The sequence below is a fragment of the Kitasatospora sp. NPDC058063 genome (assembly GCF_042885395.1).
Taxonomy (GTDB): domain Bacteria; phylum Actinomycetota; class Actinomycetes; order Streptomycetales; family Streptomycetaceae; genus Kitasatospora; species Kitasatospora lactacystinica.
Genome location: NZ_JBHVSD010000033.1, coordinates 25,100 through 48,596 on the forward strand (window position 1 = coordinate 25,100; position 23,497 = coordinate 48,596).

At 72.0% G+C, this 23,497-nt stretch carries 25 protein-coding genes; 20 read left to right on the forward strand and 5 right to left on the reverse strand.

All coding sequences use genetic code 11. The annotated features are described in order from the left end of the window. Positions 1–70: 70 nt before the first annotated feature. The 5 genes from tap to ACFVUY_RS37980 all read right to left on the reverse strand — a co-directional run bounded on the left by tap (position 71) and on the right by ACFVUY_RS37980 (position 4,783). A complete protein-coding gene (tap, locus tag ACFVUY_RS37960) occupies positions 71–1,807 on the reverse strand; it encodes a telomere-associated protein Tap (RefSeq protein ID WP_387736658.1) in 1,737 nt (578 codons plus the stop codon). Positions 1,808–1,811: 4 nt separating this feature from the next. Beyond that, positions 1,812–2,375 carry a telomere-protecting terminal protein Tpg gene (gene tpg, locus ACFVUY_RS37965; RefSeq protein ID WP_387736659.1) on the reverse strand — a complete coding sequence of 188 codons (564 nt, stop codon included), beginning with the start codon at positions 2,373–2,375 and terminating at the stop codon, positions 1,812–1,814. Positions 2,376–2,391: 16 nt separating this feature from the next. Continuing rightward, entirely contained in the window at positions 2,392–3,360 is a 969-nt protein-coding gene (locus ACFVUY_RS37970; RefSeq protein WP_387736660.1) for a hypothetical protein, read from the reverse strand. 207 nt (positions 3,361–3,567) lie between these two features. Next, positions 3,568–3,864, reverse strand: a complete 297-nt coding sequence (locus ACFVUY_RS37975) for a helix-turn-helix domain-containing protein (RefSeq protein ID WP_387736661.1) — start codon at positions 3,862–3,864, stop codon at positions 3,568–3,570. Between the two features lie 178 nt (positions 3,865–4,042). Then, positions 4,043–4,783, reverse strand: coding sequence for a GntR family transcriptional regulator (locus tag ACFVUY_RS37980; protein WP_387736662.1), 741 nt, complete (start codon positions 4,781–4,783; stop codon positions 4,043–4,045). A 281-nt stretch (positions 4,784–5,064) separates the two neighbouring features. On the opposite strand from ACFVUY_RS37980, the gene ACFVUY_RS37985 reads away from it, so the two are divergent. The 20 genes from ACFVUY_RS37985 to ACFVUY_RS38080 all read left to right on the forward strand — a co-directional run bounded on the left by ACFVUY_RS37985 (position 5,065) and on the right by ACFVUY_RS38080 (position 23,150). Beyond that, positions 5,065–5,721, forward strand: coding sequence for a hypothetical protein (locus tag ACFVUY_RS37985; RefSeq protein ID WP_387736663.1), 657 nt, complete (start codon positions 5,065–5,067; stop codon positions 5,719–5,721). Further along, the gene (locus ACFVUY_RS37990) at positions 5,721–6,059 is read left to right on the forward strand and encodes a hypothetical protein (protein WP_387736664.1); all 339 of its coding nucleotides are present in this window, start codon (positions 5,721–5,723) and stop codon (positions 6,057–6,059) included. Before ACFVUY_RS37985 ends, ACFVUY_RS37990 begins: the two co-directional genes overlap by 1 nt. Next, the gene (locus ACFVUY_RS37995; RefSeq protein ID WP_387736665.1) at positions 6,056–6,877 is read left to right on the forward strand and encodes a hypothetical protein; all 822 of its coding nucleotides are present in this window, start codon (positions 6,056–6,058) and stop codon (positions 6,875–6,877) included. The genes ACFVUY_RS37990 and ACFVUY_RS37995 overlap by 4 nt, the downstream gene beginning before the upstream one ends. A gap of 443 nt (positions 6,878–7,320) precedes the next feature. Beyond that, positions 7,321–9,081: a DUF2637 domain-containing protein gene (locus ACFVUY_RS38000; RefSeq protein ID WP_387736666.1), complete on the forward strand. Its 1,761-nt coding sequence runs from the start codon at positions 7,321–7,323 to the stop codon at positions 9,079–9,081. Positions 9,082–9,385: 304 nt separating this feature from the next. Next, complete coding sequence (locus ACFVUY_RS38005; RefSeq protein ID WP_387736667.1) at positions 9,386–9,919, forward strand: hypothetical protein; 534 nt, start codon at positions 9,386–9,388, stop codon at positions 9,917–9,919. A 329-nt stretch (positions 9,920–10,248) separates the two neighbouring features. Continuing rightward, positions 10,249–12,687 (forward strand): hypothetical protein, encoded by a 2,439-nt coding sequence (locus tag ACFVUY_RS38010; protein ID WP_387736668.1) that lies wholly within the window; start codon positions 10,249–10,251, stop codon positions 12,685–12,687. Positions 12,688–12,695: 8 nt separating this feature from the next. After that, on the forward strand, positions 12,696–13,106 hold the full coding sequence (locus ACFVUY_RS38015) for a hypothetical protein (protein WP_387736669.1): 411 nt from the start codon (positions 12,696–12,698) through the stop codon (positions 13,104–13,106). 14 nt (positions 13,107–13,120) lie between these two features. After that, complete coding sequence (locus ACFVUY_RS38020; RefSeq protein ID WP_387736670.1) at positions 13,121–15,451, forward strand: hypothetical protein; 2,331 nt, start codon at positions 13,121–13,123, stop codon at positions 15,449–15,451. A gap of 163 nt (positions 15,452–15,614) precedes the next feature. Then, a complete protein-coding gene (locus tag ACFVUY_RS38025; RefSeq protein ID WP_387736671.1) occupies positions 15,615–15,761 on the forward strand; it encodes a hypothetical protein in 147 nt (48 codons plus the stop codon). 24 nt (positions 15,762–15,785) lie between these two features. Continuing rightward, positions 15,786–16,571, forward strand: a complete 786-nt coding sequence (locus tag ACFVUY_RS38030) for a hypothetical protein (RefSeq protein ID WP_387736672.1) — start codon at positions 15,786–15,788, stop codon at positions 16,569–16,571. Then, complete coding sequence (locus ACFVUY_RS38035) at positions 16,568–16,750, forward strand: hypothetical protein (protein ID WP_387736673.1); 183 nt, start codon at positions 16,568–16,570, stop codon at positions 16,748–16,750. The genes ACFVUY_RS38030 and ACFVUY_RS38035 overlap by 4 nt, the downstream gene beginning before the upstream one ends. A gap of 59 nt (positions 16,751–16,809) precedes the next feature. Then, the gene (locus ACFVUY_RS38040) at positions 16,810–17,154 is read left to right on the forward strand and encodes a hypothetical protein (RefSeq protein ID WP_387736674.1); all 345 of its coding nucleotides are present in this window, start codon (positions 16,810–16,812) and stop codon (positions 17,152–17,154) included. 146 nt (positions 17,155–17,300) lie between these two features. Next, on the forward strand, positions 17,301–18,128 hold the full coding sequence (locus ACFVUY_RS38045; protein WP_387736675.1) for an AAA family ATPase: 828 nt from the start codon (positions 17,301–17,303) through the stop codon (positions 18,126–18,128). Positions 18,129–18,222: 94 nt separating this feature from the next. Next, positions 18,223–18,543, forward strand: a complete 321-nt coding sequence (locus ACFVUY_RS38050) for a hypothetical protein (protein ID WP_387736676.1) — start codon at positions 18,223–18,225, stop codon at positions 18,541–18,543. A 23-nt stretch (positions 18,544–18,566) separates the two neighbouring features. Next, positions 18,567–19,121, forward strand: coding sequence for a hypothetical protein (locus ACFVUY_RS38055; RefSeq protein WP_387736677.1), 555 nt, complete (start codon positions 18,567–18,569; stop codon positions 19,119–19,121). Positions 19,122–19,217: 96 nt separating this feature from the next. Continuing rightward, a complete protein-coding gene (locus ACFVUY_RS38060; RefSeq protein WP_387736678.1) occupies positions 19,218–19,775 on the forward strand; it encodes a hypothetical protein in 558 nt (185 codons plus the stop codon). A gap of 132 nt (positions 19,776–19,907) precedes the next feature. Beyond that, on the forward strand, positions 19,908–20,822 hold the full coding sequence (locus tag ACFVUY_RS38065; protein WP_387736679.1) for a hypothetical protein: 915 nt from the start codon (positions 19,908–19,910) through the stop codon (positions 20,820–20,822). 124 nt (positions 20,823–20,946) lie between these two features. Further along, complete coding sequence (locus tag ACFVUY_RS38070; protein WP_387736680.1) at positions 20,947–21,288, forward strand: hypothetical protein; 342 nt, start codon at positions 20,947–20,949, stop codon at positions 21,286–21,288. A gap of 99 nt (positions 21,289–21,387) precedes the next feature. Further along, positions 21,388–22,569, forward strand: coding sequence for a hypothetical protein (locus ACFVUY_RS38075; protein ID WP_387736681.1), 1,182 nt, complete (start codon positions 21,388–21,390; stop codon positions 22,567–22,569). Positions 22,570–22,649: 80 nt separating this feature from the next. Beyond that, the gene (locus ACFVUY_RS38080) at positions 22,650–23,150 is read left to right on the forward strand and encodes a hypothetical protein (protein ID WP_387736682.1); all 501 of its coding nucleotides are present in this window, start codon (positions 22,650–22,652) and stop codon (positions 23,148–23,150) included. The last annotated feature ends 347 nt before the right edge of the window (positions 23,151–23,497 follow it).

The window sequence follows — 23,497 nt, forward strand, 5'->3', positions numbered from 1 at the left end:
GGAACGTCGGTCATGAAGATCTCCAGCACTAGGGTTGGTGAATCTCTCAACTGCTGTGTGGCGAAACGCGTTACTCGCCGTCGAGGAGGGCGTCCGTGCCCTTGATGAAACGCGCGGGGTTGATTTCCTTGCCCACCTTCCGGCCCTTGGCCATCAGGTCGAGGTACCAGGCCATCGGCTTGGTGCCCTCCTCCTTGACGTAGCCGGGGTTCGGGCCCAGCCGCCACCCGCCGGGCAGCGGCGTCCCGTCCGGCTTCCGGGGCACCACGGCGAGCGCGGACGGGACGTTCGAGGCGTACACCCAGCAGTCGGACAGCACCGCGAGCGGCACGGCCCCGGTGGCAAGCCAGGTCTTGACGGCCTTGCGGTGGGCGCCGGTGCGAGCCGCCGAGATCACCGTGTACCGGGCGTGCGGGGAATACGTCGGCCGCTTCAACGCCGGCCACGGTGCGTTTTTCTCCCGCTTGCCCTGCGGCCTCTCGGCCATTTTGCCGACACCTCCCTTGGCGACCTGCTTGATCGCCCGCAGCAGTGCCGCGGCCTCCGGGTCGCGCTCGCCGATGCTCGCCATCGCCGCGAGGAATTCCTTCTCGCCCATGCCCTCGGTCACGCCGAGGTCCGCCAGGGTGGCCATGTAGGCGGACTGGAGCCGCTGGTACCACAGCGTGAAGTAGCCGCCGGAGACCGGCAGGTCCGGCTCTGCCGGTTCCACTCGCAGGTATCCCTCAAGGGGCTGCACATCGACGCCCAGCTCGACCGCGTAGGCGAGGGTCGGCGTCTCGTACCAGGCCGGGCCCGTCGGCGCCTTGCCGTCCGGCGTGAAGGGCGACGGGAACTCCGGCGGGAGGTCCCGCCACTCCTTCGTCACCAGGTCCTTCGCCCGCAGCGTCACCCCGGAGAAATCGCACAGCCAAGCCCCAGGGATTTTTTTGTCAAAGCGCGGCCCGTCGGTGTGCACCGCCGGACCGAGGCCGATCTCCAGCCGGTTGCTGGCCGCGCCGAACGCCATGCAGACGTCCAGGCCGACCACGTGCGCGAGCTGCTGCTCGGCCTCGGTGGGCTCCCGGAACCAGACGAGCGGCTCCTCCATCACCACGTGCCGGGGGTTGCGGGACTGCTCCGGGGTCCGTCCGGCCGCGATCGGGTGCGCGTCGATCGCCTCCGGCGGCGCCGGGTCGATCGCCCGCACCAGCGAGCCGGGCACCGGCACCCGCCGCATCCGCCCACCCGTCCAGTCCAACCGCCTCGGCGGCCGGAGCGAGGTCATCAACTCCAGCGACGTCGCCGCGGTCGATCCGGTCGGCGGGATCACCCGCTCGGCGAAAAGCCCAAGCACGTAGGCCAGCGCCGCCGGGTCGCCGCTCTCCCCGATCCCGCCCCAGCGGGTCATGTCAGAGAACGCCTCCCAGGGAAGGAAGGCGAACCTGCACTCGGTACGGCCCTTGAAGATGAGCGTCCACGGGGCCAGGCCGGCGCGGCCGAGTTCCCACCCCGCCTCGACCAGGCCCTTACGGGCCGGGTGGTCGTCCGCGAGACGCAAATTCCAGCGGTCCTCCAACCGGGCCGGCAGCCCGACGAACTCGGTCGCGGCCTCCGTCAGCACCAGCAGCGGACCGAATTCCTCGCCGAACTGGCCGATCCCCGGCGCGCCCAACCCGTAGGCGAGCGCCCACTCGGCCAGCGACGCCAGATCGGCGACCTCGGCCGGCAGCCCAACAAGCTGCACGTCCGGCCGGTACGCCACCAGCGCACCGCCGACGACATCAAGGACGACAAGCGGAGCAGTGAAAGAGGTAGTGGTCTGCATGTCATCACGTCCAAAAGCTGATGTTGTCGATGTCGGTCAGTTCAAGATCCTCGCCGGACGGGGCGACGAAATACTGTTCGGCCAGGCCCTCCGCGACCAACTCCCGAAGCCGCTGCTCATCGCCCTCGCGCCAGGCGTCGAACATGTCGCCGATCAGGTGCGACGGCACGTTCTCCGTCAGCTGGCGCATCCGCCCGTCATCACTGGTTCCGGCTGCCGACCGGAACCCGACCTGAGCCCGGATCTGCACCCCCATCCCATGCCGCTGCGCCTGCTTCTTGACCCTCGCGAACACCCGCGGCTGGTGGTCCCTGCGGACCTCCTCCTCCAAGCGGTCCAAAGTCGGCTTCTTCGCGCCGCCGATGTTCGCCTTGCCGCTGAGGTAGCGCTGCACCTGCCGCCGGGAAACGCCCAGCCGCTCAGCCAGCTTCGCGGTGTCCGGCTTCCCGCCCTTCGGCGTCTCGGCGCGCACCAGGGCGTTGAACCGGCCCCGTGCCGTCTTCGCGATGTTGCGGGTCTGGATGTCGCCGGAGAACTTCGCCTTCAAGGCGTCGATGATGTCGGTCATGTGAACTTGACTCCTTTCAGGCGGACTTGGCTGCGCGTACGGGGATAGTCCCCCTCGCTACGCCCTGTGGGGGGATGGACTGGGCCGTCATGGCGGCCTCCTCGCGGCAGAACCCAGGGCCGCACAGCGGGTGGCCCGGAATCGCCGTCCTGAACAAATTCCTGCACACCGGACACTCCGCCATCCGCGGCGATCCCTGCCCGGTGTAGACCTCGCGCGCGGGCAAAACGTGCTGGGGTGGCAGCTTTCTCAGGAGCCGCGACAGGTAGCCGCCGGGGTTGAACGCCCTGCGGTCCCGCGCTGCGTCGAGGCCCCGCAGGAGCGCATGCTCGGGCCAGCCGTTGCGCAAGAACCAGCGGACCGAGCTCTCGGCAATGGCACGTTCATCCGGGGCGCCGTTGAACCAGTGCACCTGATCCACGACGCGCGCGGCCCGCGCCGGCACCTCGGCGAGCTCCTCCTCGCTGGCCAGCGGCGCCGCCGTGAACTGCGACAACAGAACGAACCGGTCCGCCTTCCGCTTGATGCGGCCACTGGCGGGGTCGATGTCCGTCACCGGCCGGAACTCGACCAGGTCAGCGGCGATCAGATGGGGACGGTGCCGCTCGACACTGCGAAGGCTGACGCCCGCTTCACGGGCGAGGTCCTCGGCCCTGATCTGCCCTTCCCAGCCCAGCCGGGCCAGCGCGATGAGGCAGCGTGCGCAGGTCGGGTCGGGGGCCACGACGGCCGACGCCCAGTCGACGGCGCCGGGGAGGACCGGCTCGGCCGCGGTGGAGCCGGTCCTCGGGGTGCGACGGTCACCCTCGATCCGGTTGTGCGCCCAGAGGTGTGCGAGGTGCACGCGGACGGCGCGCTTCCCGAGGCCGGCCGCCTGTCCGATGGCCTCGGCGGTCAGCGGGGTGTCCGGGTCCGCGGCGTGTTGCTGGTGTTCTTCAAGAGCCGCGAACACGGTGCGGCAAGACGTGCAGTCGTCCGGGTTCATCTCCCGGTGCTGCTGCTGGCGCGGCGGGGGCACGGAAATCGGCCTTTCCGGCCTGCTGGCGCGGTGCACTCGGGAGGCCCCGGGTACACTGGCAGCAGACCTTGAGCAGGGTCAACGGAAGCCCAAGCCGGCCCGAGAGTTCGCACCTCTCGGAGAGCAACCCGGCCGGGGCTTTCGTCATTTCTGGAGAATGTGACTCCGGCTAGCTCAGGCCGGGACGACGTGTAGGACCTGCTGTCGGCCACCGATGAGGGCGGCCCTTCGCGACCGGGGCAGCTTGCTGAGTGCGTGGGTCGGGCCGCACATCAATTCCGGTACCGGGATGTTGTAGTGGGCGCTGATCGCGTCGACATCGTCGAGCGTGTACGCCGCCGACCCGTTCTGCTTCCGGGACACCTGTCCCTGCGTGATACCCAACGCCCCGGCGAGGACCGTTTGGGTCTCGCCGGTGGCGTTGAGCAGGCTCGCGACAGTGTCGCGGAAGTTCTCTGCACTGGAGCTCATGCCGTGGCCTTCCCTCATGAACTATGAGCGATGCTCATACTGCCAGAATGGGGGCGGTTCGTTTCCTGCAACACGCCGAACCATCTTCACGCAGAAGATCGCGTCGGTCCTGAGTGCAGGTACTTAGATGACCTTCCGGGCCGGCGCGGCACTACTGCCGCGCCGGCCCGGAAGGGCGCTACTCCGTGGCCAGCGACTCGGACGTCTTCAAGACGGTGGCCCCGGGAACGATCTTCACGGCCACCTCGATCACGCGGCCATCCTTGAGGGACACGGTGCGGATGACCTGGGTGACGACGGCCGGATCCGTGAGCTCAAGCAGTTCCCGCTCCTGCGCGGTGGCGATTCGGCTGGTCTGCTCTTGCAGCGCGTGCCCTTGAGGTACACCGAGGCGTTCGGCGACCAGTTCGCGGGAGCCACCCGTCGAAACGGGCTCGGTCAGCTCCGGTGCGGCTTGCACGATGAACGGCGGGTAGTAGGAGCTGGTCACGTGCGCGGGGGCGCCATCGCGGCTGACGAGTCGCTGCCGCACGTGCACCAGGCTGCCCGGGTCGATTTCGAGTCGGAGGGCAATACCCTCTTCCGCCTCCGTCGTGCCGATCTCCAGAATTCGGGACTCTTCCCTAGCGCCCAGCGCTCGGCCGGTGGCGGCGTAGGTCCGGACGCGGATGGCGACGCTGGCGCTTCCCAGCTCGGCAACCACGGTTCCGTGGCGCGGTCGGGCGATCGTCAGACCCTCGCGGCGCAGCTCAGCCATGGCCGCGGAAGCGGTCGACATGGTGACCCCCCACTCCTCCATGATTTCGCGCAGCGTGGGCAACTTGGTGCCGGGAGGGAACTCGCCGCTGAGGATCTTCTGCCTGTAGTAGTCGGCAATCCTCTTGTAGGTCGCTCCGCCCGGGCCTTCCTGACTGGACATACAGGCTCCCTGTGGTCGGTGAGGACACCACCATAGCCCATTGCACCGGAGCATTGACAAGACCTCGGGTCACACTGCATGCTCATCCATGTCGCCGCCAGCGACCGGTAGGCAACTCCCGGTAGCGATGCGGTGGCGTGCACCGTCGCTTGTCTGACCTGGGAGTTTTCGAGGACCCTACCCTCGATGCGCCTGGGAAAGAGTGCAGCGGGCTCGGCGACCCTACCGCCGGCCCGCTGCTCGGCGGCACCTTCACCTGACTTCACCAGGGAGGCATCACCGTGAGCACCATCATGCCGGTTTCCGCCCAGCGGACCGTAACCGCCCCGGGGAACGGCTCGAACTCGACCACCACCGGTCGCCCGTTCGCCGCCCGCATCGCCAAGGCCACCAGCGCCGCCCCCGCCGAGCGGTGGCTCGCCGGCGCCGACCTCGACCAGCAGCTCGCCGCCGACCTCGCCGGCCTGACCGGCGTGGACGCCGAGCTCTGGGAGCAGCGTGACGGCGAGTCCCGCGAGGTCTACCTCGACCGGGCCGCCAGCGCGATCCTCGACACCCACCCCGACCCGGAGGGTGCGGTCGAGGTCGACGTCGAGCTGGAGCTCGCCGTCGTGCAGGCCGAGGTGATCGTCGAGTCGGAGGCGGTCCGCTGCCGGCTGGAGAATGAGGCCGCCGAGATCGAGGCCGAGGAGGCCGAGCGATCCCGGCGTGCCGAGGCTACCCGCAAGCGTCGCGCCGCCAAGGTCGAGGAGCGCCTCGGCCGGGCCGCCGCCCGCGCGGCGGAGTTTGCCGAGCTCGACCGCACCGCCGGTGAGCCGGACGACCCGACGTGGTCGGCGTCCGAGCTGCGCGGCGTGCAGGCCCACTCGCCCTTCCGTAGCGGCTACCGGTACCGCTACCAGCGCGCGGACGGGACGCTCGTGCCGGAGAAGGCGTGATGGGCGAGCTGACGCTCGCCACTCGCTACCGCCGCCGCGTCTCCGTAGCCCGCACCGCCGAGGTTCTCGCTTCCTCCGGGTTCCCCGCGGGCGGCGCGCTTCTCGACGACGACCAGCTCGACGCGCTGTGCGCCGCGATGCGCTCCGCATGGACGAGTAGCCCGACCGCGTTTGACGCGGCCCTCGCGGGCCACCGCCGCGCCGGCCGGGACTACCCCGCCGAGCTGCTCCCCGATCGCCCGGCCGCCCGAGCCATCCGACCCGTGAAGTGCGCGGGAGCGGAAAGTGCAGCGGCCAACTCCCCCCGTCCCGTCTCGCACAGGAGTGCTGAGCTGTGACCACCACGAACCTCCCCTCGATCTACACCCCCCACTTCAAGCACCGCGTGCTGCGGCTCGCCGGGCTGCGGGCCGTCGAGACCGCCACCGTCGCGGCCGGGCTCGGCGCCGGCGCGGTGAGCGTCGCCGCCGAGCGGCTGCATCTGCACCGGCCCGCCGAGACGGCGGCCGTGATGGTGGACCGCGCGATCGACGCGAACAATCGGGCGTGCAGCCGGCTCGACGAACTCGGCGCGGTCGCGCCGTCGCCGGCGCTGCTGTGGCTGTACCGCGTGCTCGGCGGCGAGCGGATCGATTCCCACCTCGCCGCGACGGTCGAGAGCGACGACCCGATGCACCCGGGCCCGATGCTGAGCCCGGAGGAGCTCGACCGGTTCGAGGTCGGCGAGGGCAGCGTCTACGCCGATCCGAAGCCCGCCGCCACCGGTTCCACCGCCGACAGGGCCGCGACCGTTCAGCACGCCGACTACGGCATCACCGCGGACGACGTCGCCTGCTGGCCGCAGCGCGATGCCGCCGAGCGGATGCAGGCAGCGGTGCGGGCGATCCTCGCCGGCGAGATCACCGTCCCGCGTACGGACGGCGCGACCATGCGCCACTACGACGGCACCTGCGGCTGCGCGCAGCCGGAGGACGTCGAGGAGGGCGACTGCCCCGACGTGATCCTCGCCGCCGAGGTCGACCAGGCCGAGAGGGAGGCGTACGCCGAGCGCTACCAGCGCGACCCGGAGGCGGTCGAGTTCGCCATCGCGGCCCGCGTGGCGGCGCTCGACGTCCGGCTCGCGGCGCTCGCCGAGATGATCGGCGTCGAGCGGTGAGCGCCACGACGGCCGCGGCTGACTCGCTGGCCCGCAGGGTGGAGCAGCACATGTCGGGCCCGCTCGGAGGCTCCACCGCGAGCAACTCCGCTCTGCTGACCGGCAGTCAGTCGCAGCAGGGTTCGAGCGGCTCCGGCGGCTCCGGTACCTCGGGGGGCGGCCGTGGCTGACCCCTCCATCTGCGCCGCGTTCGCCAACGGGACCGCTCCCGTGTCGGCCCCGAAGCCGTCCAGCCCTCCCGCGCCGTCCACTGGCGGGGGCAAGTGAGCGCTGACCGCCCGGCCGGGGTGGCCTCGGAGACACCGGGGCCACCCCGCGTTCGCGGGGCTGCGCCGCTGCGCCGCGGGGGACCGGTTGTCGGCCTGTTGGGGCGGGCAGAGATCATTAACCGATATCGATCAAACTTTCGGGCACAACGTGCCCCCAGATCAGGAGCAGAACCCGTGACTGTGACGACCCTTACTGAGGCCGGCGAGGCGGTGCCCGTGACCGCCCCGGCCGATTCCGTCTACGATCCCGCCCAGGCCGGGCCGGACACCCAACAGGCGCGGGACGCCCTGCGGTTCTCGGTGGCCGACTGGGTCCTCGCCGTACTCGCCACCGTCGTAGCGGTCGGTGTGTCCGGGATCGGCCTGGCCTCCTCCTACAACGCGTTGGAGGAGAAGGCCAAGGCGCCGGCCGGTCAGGGCGGCTGGGACTGGACGCACCCGTGGATGCTCCCGGTCGGTCTGGACCTGAGCATCTTGGGTTTCTCGTTGCTCAACCTGGTCCTGATCCGCGTCGACCGCCCGGCCCGGTGGGTCAGGTGGGTGCCCCGTGCGGGAGCGGCCGTCACGATCTGGCTGAACTGGGACGCCGCCGGGAACACCGGCAGCCGAGTCGGGCACGCCGTTCTCGCCGGCCTCTGGGTCGTTTTCAGCGAGGTCGCTGCCCACGTCTACGCGGCGCAGCTCGACGCGATCCATCAGCGTCCGCGGATGGAGGGTGCCCGCCTCTCGCGCTGGTTCATGGACCCGATTCGCACGGCCAAGGTGGTCCGGTTGATGTTGCTGTGGGAGATCACGTCCTACACGGAGGCGCTCGAACTGTTCAGGCGCCGCGAGGTCTACCGCCATATCCTTACTCAGCGTCACGGGAAGAAGTGGAAGAAGGACGCTCCTACGGACGCGCTGATGGCGTGGAAGCTCGCCCGCCTCGGGCTCACGATCGAGGAGGGTCTCGACGTGCCGGCGGACGTTGCGGCCGCGGACGCCCTACGGGCGCACGAGGCCGGGGAGCGGAAGCGGGCACTCGCCCTACGGTTGCAGGAGGAGAAGGCCGCGGCGGACCTTGCGGCGGTCGAACGGCAAGCCGAGATCGACGCCGCCAGGATGAAGGCCGAAGCGAAGAGGCTCCTCGCCGAGGCCGAGCTCACCAAGGCCCAGGAGGAGGCCCGTACGGCGGCCGAGGCGGTCGTACGACAGCACGAGCTGGAGCTACAGGTCCAGCAGGCGAAGACGACGGCGGAGAACGAGCGGCTGCTCGGCGCGGCCAAGGCCGAGGCCGCGAAGGCGGCGGCGCTGGCCGACGCCGAGGCCTCCGAGATTCGCCGCAAGGCGGAAGACGCTGAGGTCAGGGCCCAGATCGAGCGCGAGCAGTTGCAGCGTCAGGCGGTCCAGTCCAAGCGTCAGGCTGAGGCGGAGGACGTCCGTAGGGAGCAGGAAGCGGCCAGCGCGGCTGCCCAGGCGCAGGCTGCTCACGATGCCGAGCTCGCTCGGCTGCAAATGGTGCGGGATCAGAATGCCGCCGCTGCTGCGGAGGCCGCCCGTAAGAAGGCCGTAGCCGTGGAGGAGGCGGCCGTAGCCCTTGAGTCCGCGTCCGTAATTCGCGCTCAGGCCGTCGTAGCCGAGGCCGAGGCCGAGCGTCTGGCGGCCGTGGAGAAGGCGCTCGCGGCCGAGGCTGCGGCCAGCGCGGCGCGGCTGGAGCAGGAGATGGCCGAGGCTCTTGAGGCCGCGTCCGTAGCCAACGATGCCGCCCGTCGTACGCCGGCCGAGCGTCAGGCGCTGATCGTCGCCGACATGATCGGCAGGTTTGGCGAGAAGGCCGTCACGATCAGTTACATCGTGGAGAAGCTCGGCCTGCCGCACGGCACCGCCCAGGACCGTCGCGACCGCGCTCGCGTGATCCTGGAGGAGCGCGCCGCCGCCGCGATGCAGCCGGCGTAGTTCCCGCCCGTCCCGCGGCGGCCGACCCCTTCCGGGGGCCCGGCCGCCGCGGGCAGAGGTGAAGCACTGTCCGATGTTGCAGAAGTTACGTAACTTCTGCTAATGTCCAAATCTGCGCACTCGGGCCGTCGGTTCCATCCGAGAGCAATGCCACGACCGAGGCTCCTCCGCGCCGCCGTGCACGCCGCGCGGCCGAGGCCCCGCGTCCCCGGCGGGCTCTCCGCCCGCCAGGCCGCCGCACACAGTCCCACCGAAGCCCCCAGCCCGCCCGAACGGCCCCGATCAGAAATGAGGAAAGGCCATCATGAACGACGATGACGACGCCGCCCCGGACGCCATCTTCTCCGACGCCGGCCTCAAATCGCTGACCAACGACAAGCGGCAGATCCACGGAAAGGACGCCCTGCACTACGAGCAGATCGCCGACCGCATGAGCGCCCACCTCTCCCAGCTCCACATCGACGGCGACGGCACGTTTTCCAAGCAGTGGCGAGCGTGGAAGGTCTCCCGGCACGCCCGGAAGATGGGCAGGCTGTCGCGTCGGATCGCGAAGAAGAACCAGGCTTTCTACAGCGCGTTCAACAACAACGTCACGAAGGTGCCGGAGAAGCGCGAGAAGAAAGCAGCGATGGAACTCCAGAAGGCACAGCAGCCCGCGCAGTTGCCGAACGGGCAGGCCTCGAATTCCCAGGCCCCGAATGCGCACGTGCTGAACTTCAATTCCGGGACGTTCCTCAGCCCGGCCCCGCCCACGGCGCCGCCGCAGGCGGTCCCGGAGGCCAGCGCCGGTGAGCCGTGGAACATCTACCGCGAGTTCCCGCAGCAGCAGGCGCAGTGAACGGGCCGTCCGACCGTCGGTCGCAACAGAACATCGCCGACTTCTGGAACGACCGGCAGGGAAGCGTCCAGACGTGGAAGCGATCCGCTGAGGTGCAGTGGGATCAGGTCAGGTCCTTGGCCAACAAGCGGGCGAAGCAGGGCGACGACTCGGTGTGGGAGGAGCTGTCGAAGCTCCTCAACGCCTTCTACGTGAATCACTCCGGGTGATCGTCATCATCATCATCACCCCGCCCGGGACGTCCCGGGCGGGGCCCCAAAGCGCGCGCGCGACGCGCGCGCGCGAGGGTGCCACACCCCATCACGCTCTGTCAACTGATTGGAGGCGCCGTGACCGACCGGAACGACGGTGACGGCAGGGTCATCCGATTCCCGCGGATCGGGTTCGGACGACCGGACCGTCCGGCCGCGCCCGTGCCCGCCGACCCGGCCCCGACGACCGCGCCCGACCCGCCGGCCGGGCCCGCCGCCGCTGACCGCTGGGCCGGACCCATCGCCCGTGCGGAACTGGCCGCAATGGCGACCGGGACTGCCATGCCGGTGAGAGCGGATAGCACCGCCCCGGTTTCCGGTGGTCCCGCTCCGGCGGCACCGGCACCGGGATTCGTCCCGGACACATTTCTTGCGAATTCCGTCGCGAGCCCCGGAAATGACGGGCAGCACCAGGAGGGCGCGGCATCACTGGTCGCACTTTCCATGGCCGCTGTGGTCGGAATCGCCGTCTCGGCCATGCGAGGGATCCATTCCGGAATTGCCTCGCTGCGTGGCGACGGGAAGGAAAAGGGCAAGGATTCGGACGAGTCGGGCAAGAAAAAGAAGAAGATCCAGCCCGCGCACGAATTTGGCGAATCGGCCGCCGGGAAGAATTCCGACAAGAAGCGGTGGTGGAATCCCTTCGGTTCCGGGTCGGGAAAGAAGAACAGCGGCGGAACGTCGGGGTCGTCGTCGGTTGGTTCCGGCGGTGGAAAGTCGGGCGGCGGTGTCGATTCTGGTTCGGGCAAGAAGTCGGACAGCAAGTCCGGCGGCGGGGGAGGAGCCGGCAACGGTAAGACCCCCGGCGGCGGCTCGGACGGGAAGCCCGACAAGAAGACCGCCGCCGGCAGTGGCCCGGACAGGAAGAAGCCGGGCGGCGGTGTCGATTCTGCTTCGGGCAAGAAGTCCGACAGCAAGTCCGGCGGGAACGGCGCCGGCAGCGGGAAGCCGGGCAAGTCCGGCGGCGGGGGAGGAGCCGGCAGCGGTAAGACCCCCGGCGGCGGCTCGGACGGGAAGCCCGACAAGAAGACCGCCGCCGGCAGTGGCCCGGACAGGAAGAAGCCGGGCGGCGGGTCGGGCAAGGGCCGGACCTCCGGCGGCTCGGGCGGATCCGGCAAGCGCCGGGCGTCGGGCTCCTCCGGCGGCAAGTCGGGCGGCCCGGGGGCCGGCGGCGGCTCCGGCAGGGGCGCTACCTCCGGCGGTGCGGGAAAGTCCGGCGCGGGACGGAAGTCGGGCAAGGGTCCGGGCAAGCTCAAAGGGCCGAGCAAGGCGGGGGGCGGAAGCAGGACGCCGAAGGCGGGGGCCGGCAGCGCCGGCGCCCCCTCGGCCCCTCGCGCTGCCGGTGGGCGCCGATGGTTGTGGAAGAAGCGCCCGGCCAAGGCCCACCCCTCCGGCGGCGACAGTACGACCGAGGCCGGATCGGGCAGCAAAGCGGGCGGCTGGTGGGGACGGAGGCGGCGCACTGCGCCTCCCCCCTCTTCTCCGCCGCCGCCCCCGCCGAGCGATGACGCTTCGTCGTTCGCGTCCTGGGCGGCCGACTCGGAGGGCGCCCGCTGGTACCGCGACCGCACCACTGAGGGCGAGCGGATCACCGTCGAGGAGATGCCCCGGCCGTCCCGGAAGCGGCGCAGCGAGCCGGAGCGGCCCCGCCCGGCGATTGCGACCGGCCGTGTGATCGTCCCGCCGCCCCGTCCCCCCCGTTTTCGGCCCGAGCCTCGCCCGACCTCTGACCCGATCCCGACGCCACGCTCGACCCCGAGCTCGACCCCGACTCCGGAGCCGCCCGTGAGCACCGCCCAGCCTCCTGCCTCTGTGCCTGCGCCGGTCGTGAGTACCGCCCAGCCCCCTGCCTCCGCGACTGCGACTGCGACGGCGCCGGTTGTGCTGGTGTCGGTCTCGACCGCGAACGGTGAGGCGGAGTCTGCTACGGCGGTCGGGGCCGGCGGCAATCCGCAGGGGGCGGTCGACCCCGCTCCGGCTGCCCCGGTTTCCCTCGCCAAGGGGGGCGGTGCGGAGTCGGCCGCACGGGGTGGGACCGTCGTGGCGGCCGTGGCGGTGGCGCCGTCGGCGGGCCCGGCCGCGGGCGGCGGGCTGGTCGGCGCGATCGTCGGGCGGGAGGAGGCCATCGCCCCGCAGCACGAGACCGAGGTCACCATCGATGACTGCTGCTTGGAGCTGGCCGCTATCACCGAGCGCGCGTTCAAGCGGCACGAGGGCACTCAGGCCCTGATCCGGCGGGCCGAGCGGCTGCTCCGCTCGCTGGAGGAGTTCAAGACCGAGCTGGTGGTCGAGCACAACATCGTCGGGCGGCGGACGAACAGCGCGGTGGACCGGATGATCCGGCGCGTTGACGAGATGGCGCAGTCGATCGCCGGCATCGGCGAGCAGTCGCTCGCCGCCGCGGAGCTGTCCGAGGTCGCCGAGGGGGCCATGTTCAACCAGTACAAGCCCATCCAGCGTCAGACGGCCGACGTCGGGCTGTCGACGCCGAGTGCGGCCGTCCACAACGAGAGCTAGGAAGACCTATGGAAGAGATCGACATTCGGGCGGACGAGGGCATGGCCGACCGCGTCCTCAAATTCATGGCGGTACAGGGGAAGCTGCTCCGGCTCAGGGCCCGAATGGCCTTTCTGTCGGAGGCGGTGAACAGCTCTCGCAAGCAGATGGAGAGCGACGCCGGGGCGGCCAGGAAGCTGGTCGACCTGAGCGGCCCGGCCGGGGTCGCTCCGGTGTTCCTGGCCAGGATCGAGGAGGTCGCCGGGAGGCTGGAAGGCGTCTCCGAGTCGGCGGCGACGCTGGTCTCCGCCGCCGACGCCGCTTCGGCCGCCGCCAACACCGCGCAGGGCGAGCACCAGGCCGAGTACCGCGGCATCTACGAACTGGCCCAGACCAGTGAGCACCCGATGGCCCTGCCCGGTTTCTACCGGACCCGTTGAGAAGGAGGAGACGCATGTCCCCGGCAGAGAATCCCCCCGAAGAGCAGGACGCGGCGCCGCTCACCGTCACCCCGGCGGAGGCCGCCAAGATCGCGCGGGTCGAGCGCGGCGCCTACCTCGCCTCGGCGGTGGCCATCGCCGCCGCCTCGCACGTCGAGTCGCTCGCGCCGCCGATCATCGCCTTCGCCGTGCTCCTGGTCGCCGGCCTCGTGATGTGGATCAGCGCGAAGAGCGACGACCACCGGCGGACGGTGCGCGTCGCTCAGCGGTTCATCGCCCCGGTGACGGGCTGCGCGCTGTATCTGGCGATGCAGTACGTGATCGGCTGGGCCTGGTGGGAGGACACCCTCGCCGCCTCCGTGTGGGGCGCGCTGATGTGGTGGATGGCTCCGATCGCGCGCAGCATTCCGATCACCCGGGGCGGTGTGCCGGCCGTGGCCGCCGAGGCCGCCCCGGCCGTCGCGGTTGCCGCGCAGGCCTTGCCGACGCCCGCCACGTACGAGGGCCGAATCTCCCACTTCTGGGCGCAGTACGCCGGCGCCGAGCGCGGCATCGCGGCCGGCACCGCACTGACCGCCGTCCGGTTGCTCGGCGGCGGCCCCGACTTCGAGGGCATCGTCGTGGCGCAGCCCGGCAGGCCGGTGCCGAACGTCCAGGTTCGCAGCCTCGCGGCCCTGTTCGACTGCCCGGTGGAGCGGGTCACGTGGGAGGGCATCGCGGGTAGCGGGCCGGGCCGGATGCGGTTGGTCGTCGCGCCGAGCGCCGTGCAGGCCGCCGCGGCGGCGCCGGTCCCCAGCACCCTTGAGGCGATGTGGCCGATCCACGTCTCGGCGCCGGGCAAGGCCGCTCCCGGTCTCGCCCTGGTGGGCAGGCGCGCGGAGGGCAACCGGCTGGTGCTCCACGGTCAGGCGCAGCAGGGTACGACCGTGACGGTCAATCACGGCGCGCTGTGCTCCGCGCTGGGGATCACGGATCCGACGTGCGTCGTGGTGGAGACGGACGGTGTCCGGGACGCGCTGATCAGCGTGTACAGGAGAAACCCCCTGCTCGACGTCCGCAAGGCGACCCGGGACGATCTCGTGATGGACTCGCGGGGGCGGATCCGGATCGGTGTCCAGCACGACGGCTCGCCGGCGTTGTTCCCGTTGTACGACCCGGACAAGGGGGCGCTGCGGGGGATCGACGCGGGCTGCACCGGCGCGGGCAAGTCGGTGCTGCTCGGTCACGTGCTCGCCGCGGAGAAAGTCAATGGCGTCGTGTCGTGGGTGATCGACTTGCAAGGCGGGGCCTCCCTCCCGGAAGCCTGCGGGCGGGTGGACTGGATGGTCGGCTGCGAGGCCGGCGCGATCCGGATGCTCAAGGCACTCAAGCGGGTGTTGAAGGCCCGGGAGCGGATCAACATCTCGCTCGGTCGGTCCGGCTTCGTCATCAACGACCCGTACCCGCTGCTCAACGTCAGCTGCGACGAAATCAACCGTCTGCTCTCCCATCCGAACCCGGAGCTCAAGCGGCTGGCGGCGACGCTGATCGCCGACGTGCAGAAGACCGGGCGCAAGCTGGGCGTGGGCATCCGCCTCGGCGTGCAGAGCTTGCACCTGGTCGACTTGGGCGACGAGAACGCCATCCGTGAGCAGGGTAAAGACGGGCCGTGCGTCATGATGCGCGTGATGAGCAGCAGCACGAAAAGCATGGGGCTCGACGGGATCGCCCCGGCCGGGTTCGCGCTGGAGAACATCCCGGAACGGATCTACCCGGCCGGGCAGATCGCCGCCCGGTTCGCCGGCACGGCGAACGACGACGGCGAGTCGACGGCCGGCATGGGCTACCTGTTCACCGGCGGGCGGGCGACGCTGATGCGGGTGTGGAGGGTCGACCGCTGGCCAGGGTTGAACATGGACCTGGTCGAGCTGTACGGCTCGGATGCGCCGCCCACCCTCGACGATGCGTCGGCCCAGGCCGCCGGCCCGGTCTACCTCGACCGCCCGGCGAACGGCTGGGAGCCGCCTGCCGACGAAGGCGACGCTTCGGCGGCGAGCGCTGCGCCGCGTGCTGCGGCCGTGCCGGCGCCGGCCGTCCCGGACGTGGACGAGGACGACGAGGACCTCGACAGTGACGATCCGGCGGTGCTGGCGGTGAAGCGGGACGAGGAGAACAGTCTCCGGGAGCAGATCAAGGCCGCATTCGCCACGAAGAGCCCGCTGAGCAGGATCGAGATCCGCAATGCGGTGAGCGGTTTCGCGCCCGGCACGATCAACAACGCGGTCAGCGAGCTCGCGGAGGCCGGCAAGCTGACCAAGGTGGCCCACAACACGTACGAGTTGACCCGGCAGCCGGCTCGGGTCTGACGGGGCTTCGGAAAGGCCGACGACACAAGCAAGTAGCGAAAGTTACGTAACTTGCGCTAATGTTGGTGTTGTCGGCCCCCGGGTCGGGCCCGCCACCACGCGGCCCCGACCCCCACGCGCCGTTTCCCGCGGGAAACACCGCCACCACAGAAAGGCCCCAGCCATGAACGACAACTGGCTCGGCTTCTTCGGCTTCCTCGCCCACACCCAGGACCACCACCGGGACGAGATGGTCCGCCTCTTCATCCTCATCGGTCTGACGCTCCACCTGCTCATCGCCGCCGCCGTCATCGCCGCCGACCTCCTCTGACCACACCGAACGGAGAACCCACCCGTGGACCTCACCCTCGACCACACCCGCGAGCAGCTCGACACGCTGCGCACCCCGCAGGCCCGCCCGGCCGCCGAACAGCTCCTCGACCCCGAGGCCGGCACGGTCACCATCGGCCGCACCGCCGCAGGCACCCCGGCCGCCGTCCCGCTGTGGACCGAGCACGGCGCCGTCCACCTCGGCATCGTCGGCGCCTCCGGCGCCGGCGCCTCCGTGATCCTCGCCCACCTGTGGGCGGCCGAGTCCGTCTCGCCGCTCGTCCGCTCGTGGGCGGCCGGCCTCGACCAGGACCTCGACCAGGACCTCGACGACTACCCCGGCCCCGCCCTCGACCGCCGGGCCTGCACCCCCGACCAGACCCGCGACCTCCTCGCCGACGCCGCCAGGATCGCCCGCATGCGCTTCGCGGCCCTGTCGAACTGGCCCGAGCCGTACGAGCCCACCAAAACCGAACCGCTCGTGACCGTCACCCTCACCATGTGGGAGCTGGTCCGCCTCGACCCCGGCAGCATGCGCCACGTCGAGGAGCTCGCCGCCCACGGCCGCAAGGGCGGCGTCTCGCTGCGCTTCGCCTACCGCGGCCACTACCTCGAAACCCTCGGCGGCCGGCTGCACGCCACCCTCAGCGCCAACACCCTGATCGCGCTGCGCGGCGGCGAGATCGGCCGTCTCCTCGGCCGCACCCACGCCGCCGTCCCGGCCGACATGCCCGGCACCGGCTACCTGGTCAGCCCCCGCACCGGCCCCGCCCTGTTCCGCTCCTGGGCCCCCCACCGCGCCGCCGTGTGACCGCGGTCCGGATCGCGCTCATCCGCTGCGACGGCCCCAACTGCGGAGCCGAGACCCACACCCCGTTCGAGACCTCCCTCGCCAGCGAGGTCCGCCGGTTCCGCCGCCGCGACGGCTGGCGCCGCCAGCCCGGCGGCCGAGACCTCTGCCCGGCCTGCTGGAAGGCCGGGCACCGCTGACAAACCACCAGGCCAGCCGCGCACCCGCCCGGAGGGCCCGCCACCGAGAGGACCCCGACATGCCGGAGACGAAGACCACCCCGACGTTCACCACGATCGCCAACAACCACGGCAAGGCGCTCGCCTACCTCGCCGGCCGCCAGCCGGGCGACGGCATCCCCACCGCCCCCGCCGAGCTCGTCCAGCTCGCCCGGGACGCCGTGGACTACCTCAACAACTGCCGCTTCTGGAACGAGGCCGAGGCGATGGAGGACGCCGCGAACCGCCTCGGCTACGCCCAGCAGGCCGAGGGCGACGCCGAGCGCGCCGTCCTGCTGCGCGGCGCCGACAAGGCGCTGCGCGCCATCGCCTACGACGCGGCCTGCGAGGTCGCCGACGCCCTCGGCGAGCCCCGCAACTTCTGACCCACCACGGCCGCCGCCCGGCGGTGCCCGCCCGCGACCCGGGCCGGACACCGCCGGGCGGTCACCGCCGAGCACCACCACAGCCCACCGGCCGCGAGGCGCCGACGCACCCGGCGCCCCGGCCCCTCCCGGAAGGACACCCTCGGATGCTCAAGTCCCTCGGCCTGCCCGACAACGCCCTGATCGCCCTGGTCGGCTGCGCCGGATCGGGCAAGACCACCTTGTCCGCGATGTTCCCGCCGTCCTGGGTGGTGGCGGCCGACCAGGTCCGCGAGGACGTCGCGGGCGACGCCGGAAACCAGAGCGCCGACCCGCACGTCTGGCACCTGGTGTTCGAGCGCCTCAAGGCCCGGCTGGTCCTCGGCCTGCCGGCCGTGGTGGACGCCACCGGCGCCGACCCCGACGACCGCGCGTGGCTCCTCGCCCACGCCCGCCGCTACAAGGCCCCGGCCGTCGCTCTGGTCCTCGACGTTCCGCTCGCCGAGGCGCTCACCCGCAACGCCCGCCGGCCGGAGAACCGGCGCGTGCCCGTGGATGTCCTCGCCCGCCAGCACGCGCAGATCGCCGCCGCCGACCTCGCCGCCGAGGGGTTCACCGTCGTCCGCGCCGCCGCCCTGCCCGCCGTGACCCTGATCCTGCGCCGCCTGATCGAGCAGCACGGCGTCGAGACCGACGAGATCGAGGCCGTGTTCGGCAGCGCCGCCGCCCGCCTCATCACCTGGGACACCCCGAGCCGGGATCCGGAGTACCGCACCGCCACCCTCGCCGCCGGCCGCGAGGAGCTCCTCCTCCGCTACAACGCCGACGGCGAGCCGTACGACCACCGGTTCGAGGCCCGCGCCACCTGCGACACCGAGGGCTGCGCCGGCCCCGCGTGGACCCCGGTGCACAGTCTCGCCCAGCTCGCCGCCGCCCACGCCGGCAACGCCGAGCACGAGGCCCTGTGCACGGTCTGCGACCGGTTCGAGGACTGACCCGGCGACCGCCGGCCGCGGCCCCGCCCCGCGTGCCGCGGCCGGCGCCCAGCACCACCCCACCCCGACCGACCAGCCACCACGGAGAACCGCGATGCCCACCCCCGACCACGTCACCGCCGAACACGTCGCGCACGCGCTCGACATGGCCCTGCACCACATCGAGCACGGCGAGGGCGCACTCAACCGAGGCAGCGCGCAGTCGGCCAAAACGCGGTTCGCCGCCGCCCGCGCCTGGGCCGCCCTGGCCGAAGCCCGTCAGTCCGCCCTCGACGCCCGCGCCCGGGCCGAGCGCGAACGGGACTGCCCCGCCTGCCGCGGCACGCGCCGGGTCAGCGTCGAGCGCCGCGACTGCTGCGGCCTGCACCTCCCGCACCGGCACACCGTGCCGTGCACCAACCCCGTCCACGCCTGACCGACCACCAGGAGCGCCGACCCATGACCCAGCACCCCGGACCACCCCCGTACCCGACGACCGTCGAGGAGATCCTCGCCGCCGCCGGCCTGACCACCGCCCACACCACGGCCGCCCCGCCCGTGGCGCTGGTCGTCCCGCAGCCCGGAGCCGCCCCGGCACTGATCACCACCGCCGGCTACCCGGGCCACGCCCCGCAGCACTACGCCCCGGCCGCCTTCGTGCTGCCCGTGCCCCAGCCCCTCGCACAGCAGCCGCAGCCCGTCCCCGCGCAGGCCTCCGCGTGGACGGACACCCCGCTGTGGCTGCGCGCCTCGATCGTGACCGGCTCGGTCGGCATCGGGACCGCCGGCGTCGGCATCGGCATCGGCCAGGCGGCCCCCGGCCTCGACGCCGCCGCCCGCTTCCTGCTCGCGCTCGCCGCCGTGTTCGGGGTCGGAGTCATCGGCTGGGTCCTCGCCCAGGGAGGCCGCGGGCAGCAGGCCGGGCCGGCGGGCGTGGTCACCCACATCACCACGAACGTCACGGCCAACATCACCGCGACCGCGAGCTCGGTCGGCCGCCAGCGCAACCGCTGACGTGCCGTCCGCGTCGCCGCCGGACCCGCCCCAGCGGACCCGGAGACGGCGCGGGCAGCACGCCCGCACCGCACCCACCACCAGGGAGGCACCGCCATGACCGACACCCTCACCTCGCTGACCGAGCTCGACACGGTCCTCAACGACCCCGCCAACCGGGCCACGTGGCGCGAGGTCCTCCTCGCCCGCGAGGCCGACAAGCTCGACAGGGGGCGCGACCACTTCGACGCCGACCGCCCCAGCCTCGGCCTCGGCTCCGCGGAGCGGGCCGCGGCCCGCCAGGCCTCCGACGACGCCCGGGGCATGTTCGAACTCGCGCGGCTCGCCGAGGAGTTCGCCGCATCCACCCGCACGCGCCTGACGATGACCCTCGTCGACCTGCGGACGGCCGCGGGCGGCAAAACCTGCGAGACCGAGGCCCGGCTGATTCTCATCGGAGTGCAGGAGATCATGCGGGACCTGACCGGGGCCCGTTTCGTCGACCCCGGCGAGGTCGCCGAAACGGCCAGGGCCGCCCTGAACGACCTGCTGAACCGGATCATGTGCATGGACGCGGAGATGACGCCCGAAGGCCTGCGCTGGTGGTCCACCCGGGTCGGCCGGGCCATGCGCGTCATCACGGCCGCCCCGCGGGCCGAGGCCCAGACGGTCTGACGCCGGCGGGCTGCCCGGGCCCCTCGCCGGTGCCGCCAGTACGCCCCCGCCCGCGGGGCCGGCCTGGCGCCACCGGCGGCCGGCCGGACGCCGACCGCTCAGTCCTCCTCACCGAAAGGCCGGACCCTACCCATGCCCGCCCCCAGCACCACCTTGCCCAGCCTCTCCGCGCAGGCCCGCAACTGGATCACCGGGAACCTGATCCCCGCGGTGCGAACCGCGGCCGGCCGCGTGCACCGTCGTTGGCGCGCCTGGTGCGCCGGCGCCCGTACCCCCGGCATCCGCCGGGCCCGCAGGCTCGCCGGCCTTGCTGCCGCCGTTGCGGCGTCCGCGCTGTCCGCCGTGGCGGCCGGCGGGCTGATCGGCGCCATCGTGGCCGAGGCCGTTCGAGACGCCCGCTGGCTGGGCCGTTCGCCGGTCGGTCAGGCCGCCCACCAGCTCGGCGCCACGGTCGGCCGTCCCGTCGGGGCCTGGCTCCACCAGCATGCCGCCGGCCTCCCGGCCTCCCCGGCCGTCCTCGGCTGGTCCTGGCTGCTGCTGGCCGCGGTGCTGTACCTGTCCGCCCTCCGTGGCAGTCTCGCCGGCCGCCTCGCCCTCGCCGCGCTGGCCGCCGGTACCGTTGCCGCCGCGTGGCAGGCCGGCCCCGCCGACACGCGGCCCGTGGCCTCCGCCGTCACCGCCGGCGCCTGGCTGCTGCTGGTGCCCTCCGCCTACGCCCGCACCGAACGGCCGGCCCGCGAGGACGACCTCGACGACAGCGGCGCCAGCGCGCCGACCGTGATCGTCGTCGTGCAGCAGTTCACCACGGCGGCGGCCGGGCCCGTGCCGGACCGGCACACCGCCCCGCAGCCGAACGGGAAGACCACCGAGCAGTTGCCGGCGGCCGGCTTCGCGTGCCGGTGGTGCTCGGCGGCGCTGGTCTGGGACGGCCCCGCGGGCAGCGTCCGCACCTGGCGCTCGGCGGGCGACGGCGGCACCTACTGCCCGCAGGCCCCCGAGCTCGACATCGAACTCGACATCGCGGGGCACGCGCACCACGCCCTCTGACGGGCCGTCCGAATCACCGAGACCATCGACTAGCAAAAGTTACGCAACTTGCGCTAATGTGAGCTTGCGGCCACCGAGAGGTAGGCCGCCACTGATCACACACCCGTCGAAGGAGCCCGCCATCATGCGCGTGCACGTCCTCGCCTACCTCGCCAAGACCCCCACCGGCATCGAGCAGGGCCTCGCCCGCATCCCCTCCGACCGCGACCGCCCGTCCTGGGCCGAGTGCGCCGCACAGATCCCCGGCTTCCTGATCAGCAGCTACCTCGGCCCGGCACCCGAGCCCACGTACACCCTCCGGTACGAGACCGAGACCGGCCGCCACACGAAGACCCTCAACCGCGCCGGTGTCGAACGCGTCGGCCGGATCGCCAGCCGCGCCGCCGACCGCGGCGAGCTCTGGAACATCGAGGTCCTCGACCTGCGCGGCGCCGACGTGACCGACGAATTTGCCTGCTTCGCCTGACGGCCACCCGGGCGACGGACCAGCGCCGTGCGCCCTGCGAGGCACTCAGCCGAGCAGCACCCCAAGCACCGCACCAATTGAGAGGCACAACGCGTGAACATGACCGGAGAGAACGTGGACAACCAGGCCGAGTACGACGCCCACCAGGCCGAGCTGGAGGCGATGCACCAGGCGTACGAGGAGGCCGACCAGGCCGAATACGTCGCCTACATGAAGGAGCTGGACCGCGAGGAGCAGGAACGGGAGACCGACACCGCGAACACGGTCAACGGCCCGATCCCGGTCGACGCCTACGCCCAGGCCCCCGACCTCAACGCCGAGGCCGCCACCGCCTACCAGCTCCTCGCCGAGCTCGACCCCGAGCACCGGCCCGCGTTCTCCCCGCGGGCCTCCGCCACCGAGTGGCGCGAGGCACTGCTCCGCGTTGCGGCCGTCACCGACCGCCGATGGTCGGCCCGGCCGACCATCGACCGCGGCCTCGCCGCCGACCGGGCCGCCTTCAGGCTCATGGACTTCGACCGCCGCCACCCGGCCGAGATCGTCGATGACTTCGCTCCCTGGTCGCTTCAGTGGGACCGGTCCGACGGCAAGCGCGCCTACGTTCGCCACGCGTACGACGCCTGGCTCAACAGCCCCGTCACCGAGGACTGCAACAACTGCCAGGGGGAGACCTGCCGGGCGTGCAACCGGGCCACCCCGGTGCCGGCCGCCGACGGCCCCGCCACCCGAGCGACGAAGAACCAGCACGCCGAAACCGCCACCGTCCGGTGCGCCCAGTACGACGTCCACAGCAACGTGGACGACGCGGAGCGCACGGCATGCGGCGCCCCGGCGTCCGACAGGGGCGAGAAGCCTGGCGCCACCACCCGAGTGCACCGCTTCCTCGCCGCCGACCCGCGCGTGACCGTCTGCGGCCGTACCCACGGCCCGGACGGGCCGTTCGTTCTCACCGTCAGCGACCTGTACACCGTTCTCGCCGGCAATGCCACGAAGGCTCAGGAGGCGGTCGTCCGCGCGTTCGCCGACGAATTCGACTCCCTGCGCGACACCGACCACCCCGACGACAACGACCACATCGCCACCGCCCCCGGCGGTGCAGTGCTCCACAACGGCGACGTTCGCACGCTGTTGGACGACCTCGACCCCGCCCGCGAGGACCCGAGCGACGTTCTCCCGCTGCTGCTCACGTGGCCCAACACGACCACCAGGCACCGCATTCGTCGTGACCAGCTCCCGTACCTCCTCGCCTACGTCGAGGAACTCGTCACCGAGAACGCCTGAGCCGCTCCCGGGCCGGGCCGCGCCCGGATCGGCCCGGTATGCGATGCCCTGACCGACACCCACCAGGAGAGGAAACCCGAGTGGACACCACCACGACCGAGCAACGGACCGAGACCGGCGAGGCGGAGCCGACGATCGACACGACCGCGTTCAACCAGCTCCTCGACCGCGAGCTCGACAGGGTCGCCGTGGAGCTCGGAAACACCAACACCAAAGCAAGTCTGCTGCTCGCGACCGACGGCGTCCTGATCAACGCCGTCGCCTCGATGCACGCCGTTCACCCCTTCTCGTTCCCCCTCGCCGCCACCGGCACGTTCACCATGGTGACCGGCGCGATCCTCGCGCTCTTCGTCGTCCTGCCGCATCTCGCCAAGGACGCCTCCGGCGGGTTCATCCGCTGGGCGCAGTGCGAGGACCGCGACGCCCTGCGCGACGCCCTCGCCGCCGACGACCGGCTCGACCGCCTCGGCCGCCTTTCGGTGCTGTGCAAGCGAAAGATGTGTCTGCTGATCTGGTCCTCGCTGCTCAGCGTCGCCGCGATCGTCACCGTCGGCCCGGCCGCCCTTGCTGCCGCCTTTTGATCGGCACGGCGCCCTCACGGCCGACGTGACGCTCTGCGGGCCCCGCATCCCAGCACGACGGGTGCGGGGCTCGGTCGCGTCCGGCCGGCCCCCCTCGGTCTCCCCCCTTCGGAGCGTGGTCCCCGGTTGCCCTGCCGAGCCACCGGCGACGTTCGGCCCCACCCTCCGACGCGGACCGCGTGATCGGGCTCGGCACCGGGGACGGGCGTCAACGTCCCACCAACGCGGACCCGGCCGCCGTGCCTGGCTGGGCGCGGCGTGCTCCGCCCCCGCACCCGTGGCCAGCGCCTTGGATGCGCTGGACCATCCCCTGAGGAGGGCCTGAGCTGACGGTCCGTCCCCGGAGC

Coding starts and splice junctions, on each gene's coding strand:
- tap (WP_387736658.1), bottom strand. CDS start 1,807: ATGCAGACCACTACCTCTTTCACTGCTCCGCTTGTCGTCCTTGATGTC.
- tpg (WP_387736659.1), bottom strand. CDS start 2,375: ATGACCGACATCATCGACGCCTTGAAGGCGAAGTTCTCCGGCGACATC.
- ACFVUY_RS37970 (WP_387736660.1), bottom strand. CDS start 3,360: ATGAACCCGGACGACTGCACGTCTTGCCGCACCGTGTTCGCGGCTCTT.
- ACFVUY_RS37975 (WP_387736661.1), bottom strand. CDS start 3,864: ATGAGCTCCAGTGCAGAGAACTTCCGCGACACTGTCGCGAGCCTGCTC.
- ACFVUY_RS37980 (WP_387736662.1), bottom strand. CDS start 4,783: ATGTCCAGTCAGGAAGGCCCGGGCGGAGCGACCTACAAGAGGATTGCC.
- ACFVUY_RS37990 (WP_387736664.1), top strand. CDS start 5,721: ATGGGCGAGCTGACGCTCGCCACTCGCTACCGCCGCCGCGTCTCCGTA.
- ACFVUY_RS38005 (WP_387736667.1), top strand. CDS start 9,386: ATGAACGACGATGACGACGCCGCCCCGGACGCCATCTTCTCCGACGCC.
- ACFVUY_RS38015 (WP_387736669.1), top strand. CDS start 12,696: ATGGAAGAGATCGACATTCGGGCGGACGAGGGCATGGCCGACCGCGTC.
- ACFVUY_RS38020 (WP_387736670.1), top strand. CDS start 13,121: ATGTCCCCGGCAGAGAATCCCCCCGAAGAGCAGGACGCGGCGCCGCTC.
- ACFVUY_RS38025 (WP_387736671.1), top strand. CDS start 15,615: ATGAACGACAACTGGCTCGGCTTCTTCGGCTTCCTCGCCCACACCCAG.
- ACFVUY_RS38040 (WP_387736674.1), top strand. CDS start 16,810: ATGCCGGAGACGAAGACCACCCCGACGTTCACCACGATCGCCAACAAC.
- ACFVUY_RS38045 (WP_387736675.1), top strand. CDS start 17,301: ATGCTCAAGTCCCTCGGCCTGCCCGACAACGCCCTGATCGCCCTGGTC.
- ACFVUY_RS38050 (WP_387736676.1), top strand. CDS start 18,223: ATGCCCACCCCCGACCACGTCACCGCCGAACACGTCGCGCACGCGCTC.
- ACFVUY_RS38055 (WP_387736677.1), top strand. CDS start 18,567: ATGACCCAGCACCCCGGACCACCCCCGTACCCGACGACCGTCGAGGAG.
- ACFVUY_RS38060 (WP_387736678.1), top strand. CDS start 19,218: ATGACCGACACCCTCACCTCGCTGACCGAGCTCGACACGGTCCTCAAC.
- ACFVUY_RS38065 (WP_387736679.1), top strand. CDS start 19,908: ATGCCCGCCCCCAGCACCACCTTGCCCAGCCTCTCCGCGCAGGCCCGC.
- ACFVUY_RS38070 (WP_387736680.1), top strand. CDS start 20,947: ATGCGCGTGCACGTCCTCGCCTACCTCGCCAAGACCCCCACCGGCATC.
- ACFVUY_RS38075 (WP_387736681.1), top strand. CDS start 21,388: ATGACCGGAGAGAACGTGGACAACCAGGCCGAGTACGACGCCCACCAG.